Consider the following 20,234-nt stretch of genomic DNA (forward strand, 5'->3'; position numbering starts at 1 on the left):
TCAACCTTTCACTGCGCCGGCCGTCAGGCCGCGCACGAAGTACTTGCCCGCCACCACGTACACCAAGAGCGTGGGCAGTGCCGCGATCAGCGCGGCGGCCATGTCGACGTTGTATTCCTTGACCGTGCTGCTGGTGTTGGCCAGGTTGTTCAGGCCCACGGTCACCGGCTTGCTGTCGGCGCCCGAGAACACCACGCCATAGAGGAAGTCGTTCCAGATGTTGGTGAACTGCCAGATCAGCGTCACCACCACGATCGGCGTGGACAGCGGCAGCACGATGCGGAAGAAGATCTGCCAGAACGAGGCACCATCCAGCATCGCCGCCTTCACCAGCTCGTCCGGCAGGCCGACGTAGTAGTTGCGGAAGAACAGCGTGGTGGACGGAATGCCGGCCAGCACGTGGATGAGGATCAGGCCCCACAGGCTGCTGGCAATGCCCAGCCAGCCCAGCACCTGGCTCATCGGCAGCAGGACCACCTGCATCGGCATGAACACGCCGAACAGCAGGAAGGCGAACATCGTCTCGCTGCCCGGAAAGCGCCACTTGGCCAGCACGTAGCCGTTGATGGCGCCGATGGCACTGGACACCAGCACCGCCGGGATCACCAGGAGCAACGAGTTGAGGAAGAAGGGCTTGAGGCCGTTGCAGTCGGTGCCGGTGCAGGCGCCGCTCCAGGCCTTGGCCCAGGCTTCGGTGGTGGGGCTGGTGGGCAGCGACAGCAGGCTGCCGTTGCGCACCTGCTCCATGTCCTTCAGCGAGGTGCTCACCATCACGTACATCGGCGTGAGGAAGTACACCGCGAACAGGATGAGCAGGCTCCACAGGATCAGGCGGTGGACGTGAGCGGCCCTCATTTCGGCCTCCGGAGTTCGCTGTAGAGGTAAGGCACCACGATGGCGGCCACGGTGGCCAGCATCACGGTGGCGCTGGCGGCGCCCAGGCCGATCTGGCCACGGGTGAAGGCCATCGCGTACATGAAGGTGGCGGGCAGGTCGGTGGCATAGCCCGGGCCACCGGCGGTCAGCGCCATCACCAGGTCGAAGCTCTTGATGGCCAGGTGGCTGACCACCATCAGCGTGCTGAAGAATACCGGCCGCAGGCTGGGCACCACGATGCGCCAGTAGATGCGCGGCAGGCTGGCGCCGTCCACCTGGGCGGCCTTGATGATGCTGTCGTCGATGCCGCGCAGGCCGGCCAGGAACAGCGCCATCACGAAGCCGGCGCTCTGCCAGATGCCGGCGATCGCCACGCAGTAGATCGCCTTGTCGGGGTTCACCAGCCAGTCGAAGGTGAAACTGGTGAAGCCCCATTGCCGAACCACGCTCTCCAGCCCCAGGCCCGGGTTGAGCATCCACTTCCAGGCCGTGCCGGTGACGATGAACGAGATCGCCATCGGGTACAGGTAGATGGTGCGCAAGGCACCCTCCGCCCGCACCTTCTGGTCCAGCAGGATGGCCAGCAACAACCCCAGCGCCATCGCGCCGCCGACGAACAGCACGCCGAAGATGGCCATGTTGGTCAGCGCGACGTGGAAACGCTCGCTGTCGAACAGGGCCCGGTACTGATCGAGGCCGGCGAACTCATAGTTGGGCAGCAGGCGCGATTCGGACACCGACAGGTAGCCGTTCCACGCGATGAGCCCGTAGATGAACAGGAAACCGAGCAGGAAGCTCGGCGCCACGACGAGCCGTGGCAGCCACGGCGTGCGCAGCTGGGAAGGTGCGGACATGGAAGTTCCCGGGAAGGGGCGGTGCGTGCGCGGCGCTTACTTGGTCTTGGCGGCCGAAGCCAGCTTGGCCATGGCGTCCTTGGCGGTCATGCGGTCGCTGTTCCAGAACTGGCTGACCACGTCCTTCATCGCGCCTTCGACAGCGGGCGGCACGGCCATGCCGTGGGCGATGGAGGGCACCAGCGCGCCGGTCTTGGCGGTCTCGACGAAGTCCTTGCTGGACAGCTTGGCGCAGTCGTCGAACTTGGACATGTCCATGTTCAGGCGCACCGGGATCGAGCCCTTGTTCAGGCTGAACTGCTCCTGGAAGTCGGGCGACATGATGGCCGCGGCCAGGTCCTTCTGGGCCTTGGTGTCACCCTTGACCTTGAACATCGCGAACGAGTCGATGTTGAAGGTGTAGGCGCTGGCGGTGCCCGGAGCGGCGGCGCACAGGAAGTCCTTGCCCGGCACCTTGCCAGCGGCCACGAACTCGCCCTTGGCCCAGTCGCCCATCAGCTGCATGCCGGCTTCGCCCTTGATGACCATGGCGGTGGCCAGGTTCCAGTCGCGGCCGTTGGCGTTCTTGTCGGTGTAGTCCTTGATCTTCTTGAAGGTGGTGAGCACCTTCTCCATCGTGGCGCCGTTCAGCGTGGCGGCGTCCAGCTGCACGAAGGCCTTCTTGTAGAAGTCGGCACCGCCCACGCCCAGGGCCACGCTCTCGAACGTGGTGAAGTCCTGCCAGGCCTGGCCACCGTGGGCCACGGGGATGATGCCGGCCTTCTTCAGTGCCTCGGCGGTGGTGAAGAACTCGTCCCAGGTGGTGGGCAGCTTGGCATTGGCCTTCTTCAGCGCCTCGGGGTTGGCCCACAGCCAGTTGACGCGGTGCACGTTCACCGGCACGGCCACGTAGTTGCCCTTGTACTTCATCACGTCGGACACGGCCTTGGGCAGCAGGCTGTCCCACTTCTCGGCCTTGGCCACGTCGTCGATGTTGGCCAGCACGCCCTCACGCGCCCATTCCTGGATGGAGGGGCCCTTGATCTGGGCGGCCGCCGGAGCGTTGCCCGAGACCACGCGCGACTTCAGCACCGTCATCGCGGCGTCACCACCGCCACCGGCCACCGCGAAGTCCTTCCAGGTGTGGCCCTTCTGCTGCATCGTGGCCTTCAGGGCCGAGGCGGCCTTGGCCTCGCCGCCGCTGGTCCAGTAGTGCAGCACTTCCAGGTCGCCGGCCTGCGCGGCGGTGGCCAGCGTCACGGTGGCGGCCAGCGCCAGCAGGCGGCGGGCGAAGCGGGGAGCGGAGGCGGAACGATCTTGTCTCATGGCGTGTGGTGGTTGTTGCGGATGGGCCGAGCCGCGCACGGGTCGGAGGATCCAAAGCTGAACTTTGGATGAACGAAAGATTAATGCGACCGTGGCAGACGCCGCATCAGGGCGAACCCTTAACGCCAGATTAATGCCGAGGCGGCCCGCCGGGCCACATCCGGGCAGCACCCCATGGCCGCCGCTTTAACACCGCGTTAAGCTGGCGACCATGAATTTGCTGCTTGCCGAAGACGACGCGCTGCTGGCCGATGCGCTGGTGGCGCAACTGCAGCGCGCGGGTTTCCAGGTGCAGCACGCACCCAATGGCCCGGTGGCCGAATACCTGCTGCTCAAGCAGCCCTTCGACCTGGCCATCCTGGACCTCGGCCTGCCGATGATGGACGGGCTGACCGTGCTCAAGCACGTGCGCGCCGCCAAGCCGACGCTGCCGGTGGTGGTGCTAACCGCGATGGACGGGCTGGACAGCCGGGTCGCCGGCCTGAACGCCGGGGCCGACGACTACATCACCAAACCTTTCGACTTCCCCGAGCTGGAAGCGCGACTGCGTGCGCTGCTGCGCCGCACCCAGCCGGCCGCCGCCGCGGCCGAGGTGGAGGTGGGCCGCCTGAGCCTGGCGCGCGAGGCCCGCCGCGCCAGCATCGACGGCCAGGCGCTGGAGCTGAGCCCGCGCGAATGGACGCTGCTGGACCTGCTGGTGACCCACCGCGACAAGGTGGTGACCAAGGAACAGATCGCTCAGGCCTGGGGCAACGAAGGCGGCGAGGCCGCCGGCAGCGGCAATTCCACCGAGGTGTACATCCACCGCCTGCGCCGCAAGTTCGAAGGCTCGGGCCTGGTGATCCGCACCATCCGCGGGCTGGGCTACCTGCTGGAAGCCGCCGAAGCGCGCTGAACCGCACCGCATGTTCCGCCAACGTTCCCTGAGCCGGCAGCTGCTGCTGTGGCTGGTGCTGCCGCAGCTGGTGCTGTGGATGGCCGGCGGCGCCGCCACCTACCGGCTGGCCGCCGGTTATGCCAACCGCGCGGTGGACGCCAGCCTGCTGCAGGCCACGCGTGCGCTGGCCCGCCAGCTCAAGCCGCTGGACAACGGGTTGCTGATCGACTTTCCGCGCGCCGCCCAGGACGTGCTGGAAGCCGACCCCACCGACAAGCTCATGTACACGGTGAGCACGCCGCCCGGCCAGTTCATCCTGGGCAACAACAAGGTGCCGCCGCCCCCGCCGGTGGCCCACCCGCCGCTGGACACGCCCACCTTCTACGACGGCACCATGCACACCAGCAACGCACCCTACGCGCCCGAGGTGCGGGTGCGGGTGGCGGCGCTGTACCTCAGCTACGGCGGCATCGACGCGCCGCCGCAGACCATGCTGGTGCAGGTGGCCCGCAGCAGCGCCAACCGCGAAGACCTGGCGCGCAGCATCCTGTTCGACACGCTGCTGCCGTTGTCGGGGTTGATCGCGCTGATGACGATGATCGTCTGGGCCGGCATCCGTGCCGGCCTGGCGCCGCTCACGCGGCTGCGGCGCGAGGTGGAGGGCCGCGCGCCCAACGACCTGGCGCCGATCCGGCTGCAGGAGGCGCCGCTGGAGCTGCATGCGCTGGCCGGCGCGCTGAACCAGCTGCTGGCCGAGGTGCGGGCCAGCGTGGCGGTGCAAAAGCGCTTCACCGCCGACGCGGCCCACCAGCTGCGCACGCCGCTGGCCGGCCTCAAGGGCCAGACCGAGCTGGCCCTGCAAAGCGCCACCGACCCCGAGATGCGGGCGCGGCTGCAGCGGGTGCATGCCAGCGCCACCCGCAGCGCCCACCTGGTGAACCAGCTGCTCACGCTGGCCCGGGCCGAGCCCGAAGCCAGCATCGCGCAGGACCGCACCGAGCTGGACCTGCGCCGCTTTGCGCAGGAGCTGGTGGCCGAGCAGGTGCCGCGTGCGCTGCGCGCCGACGTGGACCTCGGCGTTGACACCGGCGAGGGCGCACCGCCGCTGCGGGTGCATGCCAATGCGCTGCTGCTGCGCGAAGCGGTGCTCAACCTGGTCGACAACGCCATCCGTTACGCCGGCCGCGGCGCCGAGGTGACGGTGCGGGTGCAGCAGCGCGGCAACCGCGCCCGGCTGGAGGTGGAAGACAACGGCCCCGGCGTGCCGCCCGAGGCCCGTGAACGGGTGTTCGAGCGCTTCATGCGCGTGGTGGAAGACGGCGACGGCTGCGGCCTGGGCCTGTCCATCGTCAAGGAGATCGTCGAACGCCAGGGCGGCCAGGTGTGGATGGAAGGCGTGCAGCCGCGCGGGGCGCGGGTGGTGGTGTCGTTGCCACTGCGTTGAACTCATCTACACGGAAAAGCAGCGTTAATAGACCCCGAACCAGCCCTGGTTCCTATAGAATTTCGTGCTTATGAGCACGAGCTGCACCCTGCAACTGCATGCCGACGGCGCCTGGCACGACGTCGCGCAGATCAGCCTGCAGGGCCCTGAAGCCGAAGGCTGGCGCGCCCGCAGCTACAGCGGCTATGCGGTCGACTGGGCCTTCGCCCACACCGGCGCGGGGGATGCTTACGCCGCCTGCGCCCGCTGGCCGGTGGGGCTGGAGCCCTTGCAGGCGCCGCACTGGCCGGTGTTCCTCATCGACATGCTGCCCCAGGGCTTCGGTCGGCAAGAGCTGCTGCGCCGCATCGGCCTGCCCGCCACCGCTGGCGTGGCCGCCGACTGGCGGCTGCTGCAGGTGGGCGCCGGCCATCCCATCGGCCACCTGCGGGTAAAAGAAGCGGCCGAGTGGCTGGCGCAGCAGCCTGGGCCCACGCTGGGCTTCACCGACGCGCAGGTGGCCGAGCGCGGCCATGAGTTCTCGGAGTACCTGGCGTCGCACGGCCTCTTCGTGGCCGGGTCTTCGGGCGTGCAGGGTGAATGGCCCAAGGTGCTGCTGACGCGTGCGGAAGACGGCCTGCTGTACCTCGACCACAGCCTGCCCGACGCACGCGCGCGTCAGCACTACATCGTCAAATTCGGCCGCGGCACCGATGCGCAGCTGGCCAGCATCCTGCGGCATGAGGCGCCCTACATGCAGCTGGCGCAATGGCTCGGCCTGCGGGTGCATGCGCCGCTGCTGCTGCAGCAGCGCGCCTTGTTCATCCCCCGCTTCGACCGCCGGGTGGCACGCGGCGGCGTGCTGCGGCTGGCGCAGGAAAGCATCGCCACCCTGACCGGCCTGCCGGGCTTAGACGCGGTGCCCAGCCACGACCAGGTGTGCGCGGCGTTGCTGCGCCACTGCACCGATCCGCAGGCCGAACTCATCGAGTACATCAAGCGCGACGTGGCCAATCTAGCCCTGGGCAACAAGGACAACCATGCCCGCAACACCGCGGTGCAGCGCGACTTTGCGGGCCGCGTGGCCTTGACGCCGCTGTACGACTTCGCGCCCATGCTGCTGCACCCCGACGGCATCGCCCGCCGCATCCGCTGGGAAGGCAACGACGATGGCCGGCCCGACTGGGGCCGTGTGATCGACCAGGTGTGCGCGCTGGCGGCCCCCCCGGCGGCCGGCCGGCGCCGCCGTGTCGCGCCACCGCCCCTCATCGACCGCGAAGCGCTGGTACACGGCCTGCGCGCAATGGAAGCGCCCTTGCGCCAGATCGCCGACGACGGCCAAGCCCTGGGCCTGGAACCCGCCCTGCTGCAACTGTTGCGCCCCGGCCTGCTGGCCCAGGCCGACAGCCTGGCGCAACTGGCCTGAGCCCCCATGGACAAGCGCTACAACGCCCTGCCGCTGGCCGACCAGCTGGCCCTGCGCCAGCAGGCCATCGACGACGTGCTGGCCCACCCCGAATGGACGCTGGCCCAGGCCGTGCGCCACCTGAAGAAAACCATGCGGCTGACCACCGCCGAAATGGCGCAGCTCTCGGGCGTGGCCTACCGCACGGTGCAGGACATCGAGCAGGAACGCAGCGAAGGCACGGTGCAGACCATGAACCGGCTGCTGGGCATGCTGGGCCTGAAGCTGGGCGTGGTGCGGCGCGCGGGCGACGACGGCGCCTAACATCGGCCGCATGGCGTCCCCGATGTCCCTGCCCGACGCCGCCACCGAAGCGTCCCCCGAAGCGGCCCCCGCGCCCTACCCCATCGCCGTGCGCGCGATGTGCGAGTTCACCGCCAAGGAAGGCGACCTCGACCTGCGCTTCACACCCTCGCCCACCGCGCAGGAAGGCATCGAGGGCCATGCCACCGTGGCGGCGCGCCGCGGCGCCGGCTGGCAGGCCGAGCTGAGCCTGTCGGCCGAACTGGGCGGCCTGCTGCTGCGCGGCCGTGCCGACGGCTTCAACGCCGCGCGCGGCCGGCTGGAGGAGGTGAAGACCTACCGCGGCGAGTTCGATGCCATCCCCGCCAACCATCGGGCGCTGCACTGGGCCCAGCTCAAGGTCTACGGCGCGCTGCTGTGCCGCCAGCAGGGCCTGGCGCAGATCGAGCTGGCGCTGGTGTACTTCCACGTCGACAAGCAGACCGAGACCCCGCTGGTGGAGGTGCACACGGCCGAGGCGCTGGCCGCCTTTCTGGCGCTGCAGGTGCAGCGCTTTGCCGACTGGGCCGCGCAGGAGCAGGCCCACCGCGCCGCCCGCGATGGCGCACTGCAGTCGCTGGCGTTTCCGCATGGCAGCTTCCGCCGCGGCCAGCGCATGCTGGCCGAGAACGTGTACCGCGCCGCGGTGCGCGGCCGCTGCCTGCTGGCGCAGGCGCCCACCGGCATCGGCAAGACCATGGGCACGCTGTTTCCGCTGCTCAAGGCAGCGCCAGGCCAGCGCATCGACAAGCTGTTTTTCCTCACCGCCAAAGGCTCGGGCCGGCAACTGGCGCTCGATGCCTTGCAGCTGCTGGCGCAGGCCGACGGCGCGCCGCCGCTGCGGGTGATCGAGATCACCGCCCGCGACAAGGCCTGCGAGCACCCCGACAAGGCCTGCCATGGCGACAGCTGCCCGCTGGCCCGAGGCTTCTACGACCGCCTGCCCGCCGCCCGCGCCGCCGCGGTGCAGGCCGCCGGCCCGCTGCCGCGCGAAGCGCTGCGCGAGCTGGCCGCCGCCCATGCCGTGTGCCCGTACTACCTGGCGCAGGAACTGGCGCGCTGGGCCGACGTGGTGGTGGCCGACTACAACCATTACTTCGACGGCAGCGCGCTGCTGCATGCGCTGGCGCAGCAGCAGGGCTGGCGCGTGGGTCTGCTGGTGGATGAAGCGCACAACCTGGTGGACCGCGCCCGCGCGATGTACACCGCCGAGCTGGACCAGGCCCGGCTGCAGGCCGTGCGGCACGAGGCCACCGGCCTGCCCAAGCGGGCGCTGAACAAGCTGCACAAGACCTGGGCCGCGCTGGCCGCCGCCCAGCCGGCCGACTACCAGACGCTGGCCCAGGTGCCCGACGACCTGGCCACCGCGCTGCAGCAGGCCATTGCCGCCATCGCCGAGCAGCTGGCCGAGCAGCCCGAGGGCATCGCCAGCGAGTTGCTCAACTTCTTCTTCGATGCCACGCACTTCGCCAGGCTGCTGGAGAGCTTCGGCGACCACTCGCTGTTCGACATCACGCGCAGCCAGGGCGGCGGCGCGCTGGCCAAGCCCAGCGCGGTGCTGTGCGTGCGCAACCTGGTGCCGGCGCCCTTCCTGCAGCCGCGCTTCGCGGCCACGCACACCACCACGCTGTTCTCGGCCACGCTCACGCCCACGCAGTTCTACCTCGACCTGCTGGGCCTGCCGGCCGACACCGTGGCGGTGGACGTGGAGTCGCCGTTCGAGGCACGGCAGCTCTCGGTGCAGGTGGCCCGCCACATCTCCACCCGCTGGCAGCACCGCGACGCCTCGCTGGCACCCATCGCCCGCCTCATCGGACAGCAGTACGCGCAGCGGCCGGGCAACTACCTGGCCTTCTTCAGCAGCTTCGACTATCTGCAGCGCGCGGCCGCGCTGCTGGCCGAACAGCATCCCGAGGTGCCGCAGTGGCTGCAGGCCCGCGGCATGGGCGCGGCCGAGCGCGAGGCCTTCCTCGCCCGCTTCCAGGAGGGCGGCGCCGGCGTCGGCTTCGCGGTGCTGGGCGGGCAGTTCGGCGAAGGCATCGACCTGCCGGGCCGACGCCTGATCGGCGCCTTCATCGCCACGCTGGGCCTGCCGCCGCTGAACGACACCAACGAGCGCATGCGCGAACGCATGGCCGCCCGCTTCGGCAAGACGCAGGGCTACGACTACACCTACCTCTACCCGGGCCTGCAGAAGGTGGTGCAGGCCGCTGGCCGCGTCATCCGCACGCCCAGCGACGAAGGCGTGATCCACCTGATCGACGATCGCTTCGGGCGCGCCGAGGTGCGGCGGCTGCTGCCTTCCTGGTGGTCCGCGGCCTGACGCGACCCGTCAGCCGCCGCATGCCACAAGGCCGTGCGGCTTGTGTCAAGATGAACGCAATTGCGACATCAACGCCAACTTTGCACCCGAAATCAATCTCATCTCTCAAGATTGTCATATTTCGGTCGATTTAGGCTTGATGGCGTCGCAATCCGCCCCAAGAATTTGGGCCGGGGTGGATACGCGCTGGATTTTTTCAGATTCCAGCTTCGCGCTTCGCTGTCACCGTAAAGCCACCTTGATGAAAATCTGATGCCACATACCAGGCGGCTCGCCGAAATCACCAAGAGCGTCGGCGAGCTCTCGTTCAACGACTACCTGACCTATCTCGCGTACGCCGAGATCAATGGCAGGAAAGCCACCCTGCGCGTGCAGGGCATGGCCTTGTTCGCCTGGCTGGTGGTGATGATGGTCGCACCGGGTTCGGAGGCGCTGTCGTCCACCAAGTCCGCCATTTATGGCGTGGCGATGGTGATGGGCCTGGCGGCCACGGCACTGGCCCCCCGCTTTTTGGCAGGTGCGGTCGCACGGGTTTTCTTCGCCGTCGTGCTGGCGGACGCCCTCGGTTTTGTGGTCAGCCAGTCGCCGTATTCGCTGCTGTGGCAGGTGAGCATCTGCGCGATCGTGGTGGTGGCGATGTCGCCGGTGCACTATGAGCCCATCTCCTATGGCGTGGCCACGTTGCTGATCAACCTGTGCCTGCTGGTGCCCAGAGGCCGGGAGATCGTCGGCAACCCCGAGGCGGGCTGGATGATGTGCATGCTGGTGGCGGCTTTCGTCTTCGGCGTCACCATCAATGCGCTGCAGTTCCTCGACCGGATGAAGCTGAACAAGGTGCACCGGCGCCTCGCCGAGCTGGCCTTCAAGGACGGGCTCACCCGCATCAACAACCGCCGCGCCTTTGTCGGCGAACTGATCAGGGCCACCCAGCAGCTGGACGAAACCGGCCTTTATCTCTTCCTGATCGACGCCGATGACTTCAAATCGATCAACGATCGGCACGGGCACGACATCGGCGACGAGGTACTGCAGTTCATCGCCGCCCGCATCCGCGCCGTGGCGGGCGAGGCCGACTGCGGCCGCCTGGGTGGTGAGGAATTCGGGATGATCTGCCGCGGCGACCGCCTGCGCGCCCAAGGCCAGGCGGCGGCCTTGAACCAGGCCATCACCGCCACGCCCATCCGCGGCATCACCGTCAGCGTCAGCATAGGGGTTGCCGAATATCGCCGCGGCATGCTCATTCCCAGGCTGCTGAAAATGGCCGACGAGGCGCTGTACCACGCCAAGCGGTCGGGCAAGAACAGGTATCACTTTGCCGAACCACAGTCACCGTGACATCGTCCTCCAGCGCAATGATGCTCGCGCGGCTCAAGATGAGCGACAGCATCTGGTTTCGGGATTGGCCCGCCACCGACGTGGACCAAATCCTGTCGCTCAGCAGGTTTCGCCAGCACCAGAAATCAGAAATGATTTACCGTGATGGTGATGCCGACGAACTGATATTCATGCTCACGGGTTCAGCCTGGACCTGCATGAAGAGCGACCATAAGTCGGTGCGCTTCGGCATGGTTTATGGCGCCACGCTGATCGGGCTTTCGCGCCTGCTCACCGAGCGATTCGTCGACGACCCCTGCTACGAATTCCTGGCGGCCGAGGAGACGCTCGTGATGGCGATTCCCGCGCGCACGCTCGTGGGTTATCTCGACGCGCGGCCGCAGCTGTGGCGCGCGATGACCGAAGCCGCCGTGCTGTACCAGCGGCACTGCATCAAGCTGGCGCTGGTGTTCTACAGCGGGCCCGTGAAAGACCGCTTGATCTCCGCCCTCTACCAGTTCGGGCTGTCGGCATCGTTGAATGCGGGCCAGCAGCCGCAGCAGGAACTGGCCATCCCGCAAGAGGAACTAGCCACGCTCATCCAGTCATCACGCCAGCACGTCAACCGCGCGCTGCGCGAGCTGGAGTCAGACAACATCGTCAAACTCGGTTACAAGCGCATCGAGATCGTCGATGCGCCTGCACTGGAGCGTCTGGCTGTCGCACGTCTGATCGGCATGGCCACGCCCACCCGTGAAAAAAATGACTAAGCTGAAGGTAGTGCAGGAGGCGTTTCCAGCGGGGGCGGCAGCCCCCAGTCCACATCGGTCCAGTCAGGCGCGTCGTTCAGCGGGTGGCTGCAGCCCCAATGCCTGAGCCACGCATGCCCATCCCCAACGCAGCCCAGATCGCCCCGCACACCCCGCCCCGCGGCCCCACCCGCTGCCGGCGGCGCACGGCGATGGCGGTCGCCTTGTGGCTGGCAGCCGGCCTGGCCTTGGCGGCGCCTAAGCCGCCCGCCCCCACCGAAACCGTGACCATCGCCGGCGAGGATGACTGGGCCCCCTACTCCCACGTGCCGCCGGGCAGCAGCCAGCCGGTGGGCCTGGCGGTCGACATCGTGCGCGAGGCCTTCGCCACCCAGGGCATCGCGGTGCGCTTCGTCGGCGTGCCCTTCGCGCGCTGCCTGTACCTGGCCAAGGTGGGCCGGGTGGCCGGTTGCTTCGACGCCACCCTGGTGGACGACCTGCGCGACGACTACCACTGGCACCCGACACCGATGTTTCATGAGGAGCTGGCCATCTTCGGCCGCACGGCCGACCGCCATGCCGACGTCACGCTGGCCGACCTGGAGGGCCGCACCGTCGGCTACACGCTGGGCTACACCTACCCGGCGTCGTTCCGCCAGAACCCGCGCATCCGCAAGGTGGAGGCCAAGTCCGACCAGCAGCTGCTGGAGATGCTGCGCAGCGGCCGCGTCGACTTCATCCTGATCAACACCCTGCCGGCCTGGCTGCGCATGTCCACCCAGCCGGCGCTGCGCCAGGCGGTTGGCCGCGTGGGCGTGGTGTCGCAGGACGGCTTCTGGGTGGCCTTCACCCGCGCCACGCCCGATGGCGAACGCCTGTCGCAGCGCTTCGAACAGGGGCTGGCGGTGCTGCGCGCCAATGGCCGGCTGGCCGAGATGCAGGCGGCGCTGCGGCGCCGGCTGGGCCACTGAGGTCGCGCACCGCCATGCCCACAGCCACGCCTCCGGCGCCGCGCGGCTCGATCGCGCGCAGCATCGTGCTGCTGATCGTGGTCACCAGCGCTGCCTTGTCCACGGTGTTCACCGCCTACCAGCTGCACCAGGAGTACCGGCGCGGCATCGGCCAGCTCGAGGCGCAGTTCAGCCTGATCAGCGTGAGCCACGTGCCGGCGCTGGTGGCCAATGTCTGGGCGCTGGACCATGAGCAGACGATGCAGCAGCTCGAAGGCATTCGCCGGCTGCCGGGCGTGTTGGAGGCGGCGGTGGCGGGGGACCTGCCCTGGCCAGCGGTGGCCCGCGACCCGCAGGCCACCGACGACGGCAACCTGCTGGTGCGCAGCTACGACCTGGTGCACCACGGCGGCCCCGACCCCGAGGACGACCAGCGCATCGGCCAGCTCACGGTGACGGCCTCCTCGGCCGAGCTGCACCGGCGGCTGCTCGCCACCGCGGGTCAGGTGTTCGCGATGGAGCTGCTGCGCGCCACGCTGCTGTCCACCATCCTGATCCTGGGGCTGCGGCAGCTGGTCACGCGTCGGCTGGTGCGCATCGCCGACTACACCGTGGCGCTGCGGCTGGACAACCTGGACCGGCGCGACGTGCAACCGCCCACCGCGCACTGGGGTGGCGACGACATCGACCGCCTGGGGCAGGCCATCGAGCGCATGCGCCACCAGCTGCGCGACGAGGTGGACCGCCGGCTGCAGCTGGAAGCCGAGTCGCGTGCACACGAGGTGGACAAGCAGGCCGCGCAGCTGGCCAACGCCGCCAAGAGCGAGTTCCTGGCCTCGATGAGCCACGAGATCCGCACGCCGATGAATGCGGTGATCGGCATGTCCACGCTGGCGCTGCAGGGGCCGCTGCCGCCGCGCGAGCGCCGCTACGTCGAGAAGGTGCTGACCTCGGCCCAGATGCTGCTGGGCGTGCTCAACGACATCCTCGACTACTCCAAGGTCGAGGCCGGCATGCTGCAGATCGACCGCAGCGAGTTCGACCTGCGCAGCCTGTTCGACGGCATCGCCGACCTGGTGGGCCTGCGGGTGGAGGAAAAGGACCTGGAGCTGGTGTTCGACCTGCCGGTGGACCTGCCGCCGCTGTTGATGGGCGACGCGCTGCGCCTGCGCCAGGTGCTGCTGAACCTGTGCACCAACGCGGTCAAGTTCACCGAGCAGGGCCATGTGCTGTTGCGGGTGCAGGTGCTGGCGCGCGACCCGCGCCAGATGCACCTGCACTTCGAGGTGTGCGACACCGGCATCGGCATGACGCCGGCGCAGGCCGCCCTGCTCTTCAGGCCTTTCACCCAGGCCGACAGCTCGGTGGCGCGCCGCTTTGGCGGCACCGGCCTGGGCCTGGCCATCAGCCAGCGGCTGATGAACCTGATGGGTTCACGCATCACCGTCACCAGCACGCCGGGCGTGGGCAGTTGCTTCGCCTTCGACCTGCAGCTGGGGCTGCCGCAGGCCGCGGCCGAGCCCCGCGGCGAGCCTGTGCTGGCCGCGCCCGCGATGCAGGGCCGGCTGCTGGTGGTGGACGACAACGAGGCGGCGCGCCTGGTGCTGCACACCATGGCCGGCCGGCTGGGCTTCGAGTCGGATGCGGTGGACAGCGGCGAAGCCGCACTGCGCGCCGTCGCCGAGGCTGAGGCGCAGGAACGGCCCTACCGCATCGTGCTGCTGGACTGGCGCATGCCGGCCATGGACGGCGCCGAGTGCGCACGCCGCATCGCCGAGCGTGCGCTCCACCCGCCCTGCGTGCTGATGGTCAGCGCCCTGGGCCGCGAAGAGCTGCTGCGCGCCCTGCAGCGCCAGTCGGTGGAGGTGGGCGCGGTGCTCACCAAGCCGGTCACGCCCTCGGCGCTGATCGACGGCTACCACAGCGCCATCGGGCTGGCCCGCGCCAAGCCGGTGGTCACCGCGCCGCAACTCGACCTGCTGACGCAGTACCGGCCGCGGCTGGCCGGGCTGAAGGTGCTGCTGGCCGAGGACAACGAGATCAACATCGAGCTGGCCACCGACATGCTGGAACGCGTGGGCATGCAGGTGGTGGTGGCCCGCGACGGTGGCGAGGCGCTGGCGCTGCTGGCCAGCGAGCCGGTGGACGGCGTGCTGCTGGACTGCCAGATGCCGGTGGTCGATGGCCTGACGGCGGCGCGCCGCATCCGCGAGCGGCCCGACTGGCAGCAGCTGCCGGTGCTGGCCATCACCGCCGACGCGATGGTGGGCGACCGTGAACAGGCGCTGGCCGCCGGCATGAACGACCACATCGCCAAGCCCATCGACATCGAGGCGCTGTACGCCGCGCTGGCCCGCTGGCTGCCCACGCCGCCGCCGCCGGCCCGCGCAGGGCTCGGCGACCGCCTGCCCGGCCTCGGCCGCCTGCCCGAGCTGCCCGGCGTGGACGTGGCCGCCGGCCTGCGCCGCACCGGCGGGCAGGAGGCCTTGTACCTGCGGCTGCTGCACCTGTTCGATCGCCAGCAGCGCCGCTTCCTGCCCGAATTCCGCAGCGCGATGCTCAACGGCGACCGCGGCCTCGCCTCGGCGCTGGTGCATTCGCTCAAGGGTGCGGCCTCCACCGTCAGCGCCTACGAGGTGGACTTGGCCGCGCAGGCGCTGGAGCTGGACCTGGCCCAGGGCAGCAGCGACGAAGCGCTGGACAGCTCGCTGCAGGCGTTGACGCAGGCGATGGACCGCCTGCAGGCGGTGCTGGCGCGGCTGTGACGCCAGCAGGCCGGCGCTGCCTGCGCTAACCTGCCCGGTCCGCCCGACCCGCCAGGCCCACACGCGCCGCCCGCCATGCATTTCACGCCCGACCACCGCCCGCCGCAGCAGCCCACGCCGCTGGCCTGGCACTTCGCCTTCGTCGACCGCCAGCTGCTGCTGCCCGAAGACGAAGGTCAGCCGCTGCAGCCCGGCCAGCCGACCGACTGGCCGGCCGAAGCAGCCACGCGCCACTACCTGGGCCGCCTGCAGGACCATGACGTGTGGACGCTGACCCTGCCCGAAGTGCCGGCCGGCTGGCGGCGGGTGCCGCTGCGCGCCGCGATGATGCAGTTCGATGCGCCGCTGCTGGCCCTGGCCGGGCGCGCCGCCCAGGTGCTGGAATGGGACCGCACCCACCGCCACTGCGGCGTGTGCGGCACGCCCACCGAGCTGCAGGCCGGCGAGCGCGCCCGCGTGTGCCCGGCCTGCGGCCATGCGGCCTACCCGCGCATCAGCCCGGCGATGATGGCCCTGGTGTGGCGCCCCGGCGAGCTGCTGCTGGCGCGGGCGCCGCACTTCGCGCCCGGCATGTACAGCGCGCTGGCCGGCTTCGTGGAGCCGGGCGAATCGCTGGAAGACTGCGTGCGCCGCGAGGTGGCCGAGGAGGTGGGCGTGCGGGTGAAAAACCTGCGCTACTTCGGCAGCCAGAGCTGGCCCTTCCCGCACAGCCTGATGGTGGCCTTCACCGCCGAGTGGGACGGCGGCGAGATCGTGCCGCAGCCCGAGGAGATCGAGCATGCGGCCTGGTACCCGCTGGACGCGCTGCCGGGCATCCCGCCGCGCTTTTCCATCGCCGGCCACCTGATCCGCGACTGGGTGGCCAGGCTGGCCGGCGAAGGCACGCCATGACGCAGACGACCGGCACCACGCCTGAGCTGTGCGACTGGCCGGCCACCCGGCTGGCCCAGGCCATCCGGCAACGCGAGGTCTCGTGCCGCGAGGTGATGGCCGCCCACCTGGCGCAGATCGAGCGCCTGAACCCGCAGGCCAATGCCATCGTGGCGCTGCAGCCGGCGGAGCAGTTGCTGGCCCAGGCCGACGAGCGCGATGCCCAGCTGGCCCGCGGCGAGGTGCTGGGCTGGCTGCATGGCATGCCGCAGGCGCCCAAGGACCTGGCCGACACCGCCGGCATCCGCAGCACCCACGGCAGCCTGATCCTGCAGCACCACGTGCCCACGCAGGACGCACTGGTGGTCGAGCGCATGCGCCGCGCCGGCGCCATCTTCATCGGCAAGACCAACACGCCCGAGATGGGCCTGGGCTCACATACCTACAACCGGGTGTATGGCAGCACCCGCAATGCCTTCGACCCGCGGCTGAGCGCGGGTGGCAGCAGCGGCGGCACCGCGGTGGCGCTGGCGCTGCGCATGCTGCCGGTGGCCGATGGCAGCGACATGATGGGCTCGCTGCGCAACCCGGCCGGGTGGAACAACGTCTTCGGCCTGCGCCCCTCCTTCGGCCGCGTGCCGCGCGGCCCGGCGCCCGAGCAGTTCCTGCAGCAGCTGGGCACCGAAGGCCCGATGGGCCGCACCGTGGCCGACGTGGCGCAGCTGCTGGCGGTGCAGGCCGGCTACGACGCCCGCTCGCCACTGTCGCTGGACACCGATGTGACGCCCTTCACCCAGCCGCTGGACCGCGACTGGCGCGGCGCCCGCATCGGCTGGCTGGGCGACTTCGGCGGCCACCTGGCCACCGAGCCGGGCGTGCTGGCCACCTGCGCCCAGGCGCTGCGCCACTTCGAGGCCCTCGGCTGCACCGTCGAGGCGGTGGCGCCCTTCTTCGACATGGACCGCCTGTGGCGCGCCTGGCTCACGCTGCGCGGCGCGCTGGTGGCGGGTGCGCAAGGGGCCTGGCATGCCAACCCGGCGCAGCGCGCGCTGATGAAGCCCGAAGCCGTGTGGGAGGTGGAGAACGGCCTGCGCCTGACGGCGGCCGAGGTGGTCCGCGCCTCGGTCGACCGCACGGCCTGGTACCAGGCCGTGCGCGAGCAGTTCCAGCGCTTCGACTTCCTGGTGCTGCCTTCGGCCCAGGTGTTCCCGTTCGACGCCACGCTGGACTGGCCGCAGGAGATCGATGGCCGCCGCATGGACACCTACCACCGCTGGATGGAAGTGGTGATCGGCGGCACGCTGGCCGGCCTGCCGGTGCTCGGCATGCCCGCCGGCTTCGGCGCCCAAGGCCAGCCCATCGGCCTGCAGCTCATGGGCCCGCCGCGCGCCGACCTGGCCGTGCTGCAGATGGGGCACGCCTATGAGCTGGCGAGCGGGTGCAGCGGGGTGCGCAGTCCGCTGCTGGGGTGAGCAGACCGTCGATGGCCGGGCTCTTCAGGATGGATCGGATTCAGGCGTCGCAGGCAAGCCGGCAAAGTCCTGCTGCAATCGCACCGCACGGTGCATGCGTTCGTGCAGTACCGTGACGATACCGACATCCCCGTTGGACAGGCGCTTCCAGTAGACGAAGTGGTTTTGGTAGCGGAAGAAGAATCCCGACACGCCCAGCGACGCAGGAATCGGCCGGGACATGACTTCGTGCGAATCGATGCGCTCAAATGCTTCGAACAGGCCAGTGATGTAGCGCTCGGCTTGCGCCTCGCCTCAAAGGTTTTGGGTATAGCGGTAGATCTCGTCCAGACGCCAGGACGCGGACTCCTGGATGCGGACGACCGCCATGGATCATCCCGCCTTGGCCGGCTTGGCGTTGCGGGCCATCACGTCAGCGGCCGTCAGGGTCCGGTACGTCGACTCCGGCGCAGCAAACGCCTGGGCGAGTTCAGCCTTCAAGCGGTCGACCGCCACCTGCTCGGCCCGCTCCATGTCGCGCCTGATGAGGTCGCGCAGGTAGTCGCTCTCGTCCTGGTAGCGACCCTCAGCGCCCACGTTCGCAGCCACGAAATCGCTGAGCGTTTCATTCAGGTGAACGGTCATGGTGGTGCTGCTGGGCATCGACGGCTCCGACTTCAAGCGAACAAGGCGTCAATATAGCGGCCACGCCTTGCTCGCGAGTTTGCCGCCCCTGACCCTCAACCGCCGGCCGCGCCCGCCACGTCCAGCCACAGCACCTCGTAGGGCTTGAGCGTCAGGCCGCCGCGCACCGGGTGCGGCGCGCCTTGCAGCAGGTCGGGCAGCACCGGCGGCAGGGCCGAGAACACCGCCGCGTCGCAGTGCTGCGGATGCTCGCTGAAGTTGGCCAGCACCAGCACCGGGCGGTCGGGCAGGCCGCGCAGGTAGCCCAGCACGCTGGCATTGCCGCTGCCGAAGCCGGTGAGCGCATTGCCGGCAAAGGCCGCATGGCTTCGGCGAACCTCGATCATGCGGCGCAGGCCCTGGTGGATGCGGCCTGCCGGCGTGCCGGCGTCCTCACGCTGGGCGTACAGCGCCGGCACGCGGCGCGGCCGGTGCACCCAGCGGCTGTCGCCGGCCTGGGCCGGGTCGTCGAGGTAGCGGTGGTCGTTGGGCGTGCCCACCTCGTCGCCCAGGTAGATCAGCGGAATGCCGCCGGTGCTCAGCGCCACGCTGTGCAGCAGCAGCACGCGCTGCACCGCCAGCGGGTCGCCCTGCTCCAGCCCCACCAGCGAGGCACAGGTGCCGCTGATGCGGCAGTCGCCGGTGACCGGGTTGTCCTGGAAGGGCACGCCGCGCGCGAAGCTGCCCGGGAAGCGGTTGACGTAGAAGCGGTTGAGGAACTGCCGGTGGTCGAAGCCGTTGATGCCGAAGCGGATGGCGTCTTCGTCGGCGAAGGTCCAGCCGATGTCGTCGTGGCTGCGCACGTAGTTCACCCAGGCGGTGCCGGCCGGTAGCGTGTGCCGCTCCTGCAGCGCCTGTTGCAGCAGGTTCACCTCGCGCGTGGCCAGGGTGTTCCACAACAGCGCCATCTGCAGCGGGTTGTACGAGAGCTGGCACTCCTGGGGCGAGATGTACTTCATCACGTCGTCGGGGTGCACGATGGCTTCGCTCTTGAACAGCAGCCCCGGCGCGGCGATGCGGCACAGCGCGTTGAAGGCGCGGATCAGCGCATGCGCCTCGGGCAGGTTCTCGCAGCTGGTGCCCAGCCGCTTCCAGATGAAGGCCACCGCGTCCATGCGCAGGATGTCGGCACCCAGGTTGGCGATGGCCAGCATCTCGCCGGCCATGGCGGTGAACACGGCCGGATTGCCGTAGTTCAAGTCCCACTGGTAGCTGTGGAAGGTGGTCCACACCCAGCGGCCGTCGGGCAGCTGGCTGAAGGCGCCGGGGTGCTCGTCGGGGAAGATCTCGCGCACCGTCTTCTCGTACGCGTCGGGCTGGCTGCGGTCGTCGAACAGGTAGTAGAAGTCGCGCCGCGCAGGATCGCCCTTGACCGCCGCCTGCGCCCACTCGTGGTCGTCGGCGGTGTGGTTGAAGATGAAGTCCAGCACCAGGCTGATGCCGGCCTTGCGCAAGGCCACGGCCAGCGCCCGCAGGTCCTCGATGGTGCCCAGCGCCGGGTTCACCTCGCGGTAGCTGCTGACCGCGTAACCGCCGTCGTTGTGGTCGGGCGGGCACTTGAAGGGCGGCATCAGGTGCAGGTAGGTCAGCCCCAGTTCCTGGAAGTACGGGATCTGGTCGATCACGCCCCTCAGGTTGCCGCAGAACAGGTCCACGTAGCAGACACCGCCCAGCATGGTTTCGCGCTGGAACCAGTCGGTGTCCGCCTCGCGCTGGGCGTCCTGCGCCCGCAGGTCGACCGGGCGTGACTGCCAACCCTGCCAGGCGGTGAACAGCAGTTCGTCGAGGAAGGGCACGAAGTCGGGCCGCTGGCCGTAGAGGCCGGCCAGTTCGGCGAAGAGCCGCGGGAAGTGCTGGTCGAGCCGGGCGGCGAAGGCCTCCCAGGCGCGGCCGCGGGCGGCGGCGCCGAGCCGGCGCGACAGGGCGCTGCGCACGTGCGTGAGCGCCAGCCGGGACTGGTTGTCGAGAGTGAGCATGCAGGCATGCACCGCACCAGGCGGTGTCAGATAAATCGATTTACGAAAGAAGCGCAAGCACCCGAAGCGC

17 protein-coding genes are annotated in these 20,234 nt (G+C 69.5%); 11 read left to right on the forward strand and 6 right to left on the reverse strand.

The genetic code is table 11. The features are described 5' to 3' along the window. The 3 genes from MW290_RS26095 to MW290_RS26105 are packed head-to-tail and all read right to left on the reverse strand — an operon-like array spanning window position 1 to window position 3,035. On the reverse strand, window positions 1-855 hold the full coding sequence (locus MW290_RS26095; protein WP_250197258.1) for a carbohydrate ABC transporter permease: 855 nt from the start codon (window positions 853-855) through the stop codon (window positions 1-3). Further along, window positions 852-1,730 (reverse strand): carbohydrate ABC transporter permease, encoded by an 879-nt coding sequence (locus MW290_RS26100; protein ID WP_250197259.1) that lies wholly within the window; start codon window positions 1,728-1,730, stop codon window positions 852-854. Before MW290_RS26100 ends, MW290_RS26095 begins: the two co-directional genes overlap by 4 nt. Before the next feature lie 36 nt (window positions 1,731-1,766). After that, window positions 1,767-3,035: an ABC transporter substrate-binding protein gene (locus tag MW290_RS26105; protein WP_250197260.1), complete on the reverse strand. Its 1,269-nt coding sequence runs from the start codon at window positions 3,033-3,035 to the stop codon at window positions 1,767-1,769. A 211-nt stretch (window positions 3,036-3,246) separates the two neighbouring features. Here MW290_RS26105 and MW290_RS26110 point away from each other — a divergent pair, with 211 nt between their 5' ends. The 11 genes from MW290_RS26110 (at window position 3,247) to MW290_RS26160 (ending at window position 17,525) form a co-directional block, all read left to right on the forward strand. After that, entirely contained in the window at window positions 3,247-3,930 is a 684-nt protein-coding gene (locus MW290_RS26110; RefSeq protein ID WP_250197261.1) for a response regulator transcription factor, read from the forward strand. Between the two features lie 10 nt (window positions 3,931-3,940). Further along, on the forward strand, window positions 3,941-5,356 hold the full coding sequence (locus MW290_RS26115) for a sensor histidine kinase (protein WP_250197262.1): 1,416 nt from the start codon (window positions 3,941-3,943) through the stop codon (window positions 5,354-5,356). A 70-nt stretch (window positions 5,357-5,426) separates the two neighbouring features. Beyond that, the gene (locus MW290_RS26120) at window positions 5,427-6,761 is read left to right on the forward strand and encodes a type II toxin-antitoxin system HipA family toxin (RefSeq protein ID WP_250197263.1); all 1,335 of its coding nucleotides are present in this window, start codon (window positions 5,427-5,429) and stop codon (window positions 6,759-6,761) included. Window positions 6,762-6,767: 6 nt separating this feature from the next. Then, window positions 6,768-7,064 carry a helix-turn-helix domain-containing protein gene (locus tag MW290_RS26125; protein ID WP_250197264.1) on the forward strand — a complete coding sequence of 99 codons (297 nt, stop codon included), beginning with the start codon at window positions 6,768-6,770 and terminating at the stop codon, window positions 7,062-7,064. A gap of 22 nt (window positions 7,065-7,086) precedes the next feature. Next, window positions 7,087-9,405, forward strand: coding sequence for an ATP-dependent DNA helicase (locus tag MW290_RS26130; protein WP_250197265.1), 2,319 nt, complete (start codon window positions 7,087-7,089; stop codon window positions 9,403-9,405). Between the two features lie 252 nt (window positions 9,406-9,657). Next, the gene (locus MW290_RS26135) at window positions 9,658-10,740 is read left to right on the forward strand and encodes a GGDEF domain-containing protein (protein WP_250197266.1); all 1,083 of its coding nucleotides are present in this window, start codon (window positions 9,658-9,660) and stop codon (window positions 10,738-10,740) included. Further along, window positions 10,737-11,489, forward strand: coding sequence for a Crp/Fnr family transcriptional regulator (locus MW290_RS26140; RefSeq protein ID WP_250197267.1), 753 nt, complete (start codon window positions 10,737-10,739; stop codon window positions 11,487-11,489). Before MW290_RS26135 ends, MW290_RS26140 begins: the two co-directional genes overlap by 4 nt. 113 nt (window positions 11,490-11,602) lie before the next feature. Next, window positions 11,603-12,439 carry a substrate-binding periplasmic protein gene (locus MW290_RS26145; protein WP_250197268.1) on the forward strand — a complete coding sequence of 279 codons (837 nt, stop codon included), beginning with the start codon at window positions 11,603-11,605 and terminating at the stop codon, window positions 12,437-12,439. A gap of 14 nt (window positions 12,440-12,453) precedes the next feature. Next, window positions 12,454-15,183, forward strand: a complete 2,730-nt coding sequence (locus tag MW290_RS26150) for a hybrid sensor histidine kinase/response regulator (RefSeq protein ID WP_250197269.1) — start codon at window positions 12,454-12,456, stop codon at window positions 15,181-15,183. Between the two features lie 75 nt (window positions 15,184-15,258). Further along, entirely contained in the window at window positions 15,259-16,074 is an 816-nt protein-coding gene (gene nudC, locus MW290_RS26155; protein WP_250197270.1) for an NAD(+) diphosphatase, read from the forward strand. Further along, complete coding sequence (locus MW290_RS26160) at window positions 16,071-17,525, forward strand: amidase (protein ID WP_250197271.1); 1,455 nt, start codon at window positions 16,071-16,073, stop codon at window positions 17,523-17,525. Before nudC ends, MW290_RS26160 begins: the two co-directional genes overlap by 4 nt. Window positions 17,526-17,549: 24 nt before the next feature. On the opposite strand, the gene MW290_RS26165 is transcribed toward MW290_RS26160, so the two are convergent. The 3 genes from MW290_RS26165 to MW290_RS26175 all read right to left on the reverse strand — a co-directional run bounded on the left by MW290_RS26165 (window position 17,550) and on the right by MW290_RS26175 (window position 20,164). Continuing rightward, the gene (locus tag MW290_RS26165; RefSeq protein WP_250197272.1) at window positions 17,550-17,747 is read right to left on the reverse strand and encodes a hypothetical protein; all 198 of its coding nucleotides are present in this window, start codon (window positions 17,745-17,747) and stop codon (window positions 17,550-17,552) included. Window positions 17,748-17,897: 150 nt separating this feature from the next. Further along, window positions 17,898-18,167, reverse strand: a complete 270-nt coding sequence (locus MW290_RS26170) for a ribbon-helix-helix domain-containing protein (protein ID WP_250197273.1) — start codon at window positions 18,165-18,167, stop codon at window positions 17,898-17,900. Between the two features lie 77 nt (window positions 18,168-18,244). After that, complete coding sequence (locus MW290_RS26175) at window positions 18,245-20,164, reverse strand: alpha-amylase family glycosyl hydrolase (RefSeq protein WP_250197274.1); 1,920 nt, start codon at window positions 20,162-20,164, stop codon at window positions 18,245-18,247. Between the last annotated feature and the right edge of the window lie 70 nt (window positions 20,165-20,234).

The organism is Aquincola tertiaricarbonis (assembly GCF_023573145.1).
GTDB classification, from domain to species: domain Bacteria; phylum Pseudomonadota; class Gammaproteobacteria; order Burkholderiales; family Burkholderiaceae_C; genus Aquincola; species Aquincola tertiaricarbonis_B.

Bases quoted from the DNA above. Each gene is read 5' to 3' on its own strand.
- MW290_RS26095 (WP_250197258.1), bottom strand. From the start codon at position 855: ATGAGGGCCGCTCACGTCCACCGCCTGATCCTGTGGAGCCTGCTCATC.
- MW290_RS26100 (WP_250197259.1), bottom strand. From the start codon at position 1,730: ATGTCCGCACCTTCCCAGCTGCGCACGCCGTGGCTGCCACGGCTCGTC.
- MW290_RS26105 (WP_250197260.1), bottom strand. From the start codon at position 3,035: ATGAGACAAGATCGTTCCGCCTCCGCTCCCCGCTTCGCCCGCCGCCTG.
- MW290_RS26110 (WP_250197261.1), top strand. From the start codon at position 3,247: ATGAATTTGCTGCTTGCCGAAGACGACGCGCTGCTGGCCGATGCGCTG.
- MW290_RS26115 (WP_250197262.1), top strand. From the start codon at position 3,941: ATGTTCCGCCAACGTTCCCTGAGCCGGCAGCTGCTGCTGTGGCTGGTG.
- MW290_RS26120 (WP_250197263.1), top strand. From the start codon at position 5,427: ATGAGCACGAGCTGCACCCTGCAACTGCATGCCGACGGCGCCTGGCAC.
- MW290_RS26125 (WP_250197264.1), top strand. From the start codon at position 6,768: ATGGACAAGCGCTACAACGCCCTGCCGCTGGCCGACCAGCTGGCCCTG.
- MW290_RS26130 (WP_250197265.1), top strand. From the start codon at position 7,087: ATGTCCCTGCCCGACGCCGCCACCGAAGCGTCCCCCGAAGCGGCCCCC.
- MW290_RS26135 (WP_250197266.1), top strand. From the start codon at position 9,658: ATGCCACATACCAGGCGGCTCGCCGAAATCACCAAGAGCGTCGGCGAG.
- MW290_RS26145 (WP_250197268.1), top strand. From the start codon at position 11,603: ATGCCCATCCCCAACGCAGCCCAGATCGCCCCGCACACCCCGCCCCGC.
- MW290_RS26150 (WP_250197269.1), top strand. From the start codon at position 12,454: ATGCCCACAGCCACGCCTCCGGCGCCGCGCGGCTCGATCGCGCGCAGC.
- nudC (WP_250197270.1), top strand. From the start codon at position 15,259: ATGCATTTCACGCCCGACCACCGCCCGCCGCAGCAGCCCACGCCGCTG.
- MW290_RS26160 (WP_250197271.1), top strand. From the start codon at position 16,071: ATGACGCAGACGACCGGCACCACGCCTGAGCTGTGCGACTGGCCGGCC.
- MW290_RS26165 (WP_250197272.1), bottom strand. From the start codon at position 17,747: ATGTCCCGGCCGATTCCTGCGTCGCTGGGCGTGTCGGGATTCTTCTTC.
- MW290_RS26170 (WP_250197273.1), bottom strand. From the start codon at position 18,167: ATGCCCAGCAGCACCACCATGACCGTTCACCTGAATGAAACGCTCAGC.
- MW290_RS26175 (WP_250197274.1), bottom strand. From the start codon at position 20,164: ATGCTCACTCTCGACAACCAGTCCCGGCTGGCGCTCACGCACGTGCGC.